This is a genomic window from Treponema sp. UBA753, from assembly GCF_002297325.1.
GTDB lineage: Bacteria > Spirochaetota > Spirochaetia > Treponematales > Treponemataceae > Treponema_D.
Map to the genome: position 1 here is coordinate 623 of NZ_DBKJ01000104.1, position 2743 is coordinate 3365.

A 2743-nucleotide genomic window follows, 5' to 3' on the forward strand; every position below is an offset into this window, starting at 1 on the left:
CATCAACAGAGCCAAACCTGTTTTTTTGCGCGCGCAGAAATCTAACTTCATCGCTTGTCCGCTCAAAAGATAAAACTGTGTCAACCATGTGCTCAAGACTTTTTGGACCGGCAATGCTTCCGTCTTTTGTAACATGGGCAGTCATAAACAAAACGCTGTCTCTTTCTTTTACCCATCCAATCAGCTCGTTACTGCAATATTTTAGCTGCGTTATAGTTCCAGGCACAAGTCCTGCTTCCACGGAATAAACAGTCTGGATTGAATCCACAATGACAACCAGAGGATTCAGCGAGTCAAGCGCATCAAGAATGTCTTCAAGCCGCATTGTGCATAAAATTTCCAAAGAGCCGGCTTCAAGGTTCAAGCGGTTTGCTCGGCTTTTTATTTGCCCTGCGGATTCTTCTCCACTAACGTAAAGAATTTTTCCTTTGGGAAGAAGACTTGCCGCCGCCTGCAAAAGAAGTGTTGATTTTCCTATTCCTGGTTCTCCGCCAACAAGAATTGCGCTTCGCTTTGTTGCTCCGCCGCCAAGCACACGGTCAAATTCCTCATTGCCAGTTGAAATCCGCGAATTATTTTGCTGCGAAACTTTTTGCATTGGAACTGGCTTAGCTTTTAAAACTGTTCCGTCAGATTTTAAAGATGATTTTGGAGCATTTGAATCCAAAATGCACTCTTCAAGAGAATTCCATTCTCCGCATGCAGGACATCTTCCAAGCCAGGCAGGTTGAGTGTAGCCGCACTTTGAGCATTTGTAAACAACAGATTTCTTCGCCATATTTTTTCTACTATATTCAAATTCCGCCAAAAAGTCATTACCGCAAAAAACAGCGCAGATTTTCAGCATAAAAAAACGTTTATTGCTAAAACAGCAAAAATCTTCTATAATGAATTTATTATGAGAATTTCAAATAAATTCACACTTTCCAGGATTATTTTAGCACCAATAATTTTTATAATATATAACATTCCAGGCTGGCTTGGATTTGAAAACAGAAGTTCTGTTGCCATTGCTTCAATTTGCGTTGCGATTCCACTTCTTGCATTTGCGGAACTCACGGATTATTTTGACGGACATTATGCGCGCAAGCTGAATGATGTAAGCGACTTTGGAAAAATGTTTGATCCTTTTGCCGATGTTTTTCTTCATCTTTCAATGTTCACTTGCTTTGTTTTTTCTGGATATATGCCGGTCGTTTGCTATGTTCTGATTCTTTACAGGGAATTCAGCCAGAACTTTTTAAGAATGGTCGCGGCGAAACAAGGAACTGCAATTGCAGCAAGAAAAGGCGGAAAAATTAAAACTGTATTTTATGTGGCTTCATGCTTTGTAGCTTTAATACAGGAAGCATTTGTTCGCACAGAACTTGCTTCGGCTTGGAACTTGGACATGAAACTTTTGCTTCACATAGGCCAGGCATTTTTTGTTGTTTGTGTAATTTTGGCTTACGTTTCGTTTATAGATTACTTGAAAAATTTTGGAAGCATACTAAAAAAGGCAATGTAAACTTTATAGGAGGAAATATGAAAAAAATTTTTGCAATTGCAGCCGCTCTTGTTATGGGAACTGCGGGAATGTTCGCTCTTGACTTGAAGGACATTCAGGGAACTTGGCAGGATGAAAACTGGGATGCAAACTGGACTTTCAATGCAGACGGAAAAATTATTCTTACAAAAGCTTCTAGCGGAGAAACAGTTTTCACTTTTGACGATTCAAATGTAGAGAACTTTAAAATTCGCCCAAGCACTTCCGGTGTAAGCATTTCTTTTGACTGCGAAGAAACAGAACGCTCGTACAAATTCACAAAGCCGATTACTCTCAATGCTGATTTGGATATGCACATTGATCCAAAGTGGACTTCTGAAGGCTACGATGTTAAAATTAAATTTCAGAAATAAAATTTAGCTAACACTTTGTCAGTGCTTAATAATTTTATTGTCATACTCCGGCTTGACCGGAGTATCTTCTAAAACATAGATTCCCATGTTAAGCATGGGAATGACATTTAAGTAATCATTTTTTTTAACAAAGTGTCATTCTGTTTTTAAAACCACAATAAATTCTTCTTCATTTCCTGTGAATTCGGACTTTTCAAAGTCAGCAAAAAAATCTGCGCTTTTAAAACCTGCGTCTTCTGCAAAATCTTCTATTTCGGAAGGAAGCAAAGGATAAATCGGAATATCTTTTACTATAGGAAGAAGCTTGCCGTTGCCAGTTTCAAGGTTCATGGAAAAAAGCTTGGATTCGTCTTGCGCAGTCATTACTTCAGAAAAAAGCTTGGCTCTCACACTTTCACGGCATTTAAGCTGAAAAAACTTTTCATCTTTTCTGTTTTCAAAATTGATGCACTGAATGACAAGAAAACCGTCTGGCGACATAAGAGTTTTGCAGTCAAAGAAAAACTGCCTGATTTTTTCTCTTCCGCCTAAAAAAAGCAAACGGCTGTTTAAAATGGAAACAACGTTGTAAAAATTTTTGCCCAAAAATTTCGTCATGTCTTCTGCTTCCATCTGAAAAAAACGAATTGACATCAACTGGTTTCTTCGGCGCAAATTTGCCGTATGCAAAAGCTCTTCGCAGTTTTCAATTCCTGTAACATCATGCCCTTGTTTGGAAAGCGAACTTTCAAAAAGCCCAGAGCCGCAAAAAGCTCTCAAAAACCTGACAGGAGAACTAAAGTTTTCGCATAATTCCATATATAAATTTTTTTGAGCTTCTGAAACTTTAAAAAGCTCATCGTAA

4 protein-coding genes are annotated in these 2743 nt (G+C 38.4%); 2 read left to right on the plus strand and 2 right to left on the minus strand.

All coding sequences use genetic code 11. The annotated features are described in order from the left end of the window. On the minus strand, window positions 1-778 hold a 778-nt coding region (locus B4C08_RS08575; protein ID WP_296664490.1), incomplete at its 3' end, for an ATPase domain-containing protein. Between the two features lie 120 nt (window positions 779-898). Here B4C08_RS08575 and pgsA point away from each other — a divergent pair. Next, window positions 899-1507 carry a CDP-diacylglycerol--glycerol-3-phosphate 3-phosphatidyltransferase gene (gene pgsA / locus B4C08_RS08580; RefSeq protein ID WP_296664492.1) on the plus strand — a complete coding sequence of 203 codons (609 nt, stop codon included), beginning with the start codon at window positions 899-901 and terminating at the stop codon, window positions 1505-1507. Between the two features lie 17 nt (window positions 1508-1524). After that, on the plus strand, window positions 1525-1899 hold the full coding sequence (locus B4C08_RS08585; protein WP_296664494.1) for a hypothetical protein: 375 nt from the start codon (window positions 1525-1527) through the stop codon (window positions 1897-1899). Between the two features lie 135 nt (window positions 1900-2034). On the opposite strand, the gene B4C08_RS08590 is transcribed toward B4C08_RS08585, so the two are convergent. Further along, the coding region (locus B4C08_RS08590) for a class I SAM-dependent methyltransferase (RefSeq protein ID WP_296664496.1) at window positions 2035-2743 on the minus strand (709 nt) is incomplete at its 5' end.

Excerpts from the sequence above, each read along its gene's own strand:
- B4C08_RS08585 (WP_296664494.1), top strand. The coding sequence starts at position 1,525 with ATGAAAAAAATTTTTGCAATTGCAGCCGCTCTTGTTATGGGAACTGCG.
- pgsA (WP_296664492.1), top strand. The coding sequence starts at position 899 with ATGAGAATTTCAAATAAATTCACACTTTCCAGGATTATTTTAGCACCA.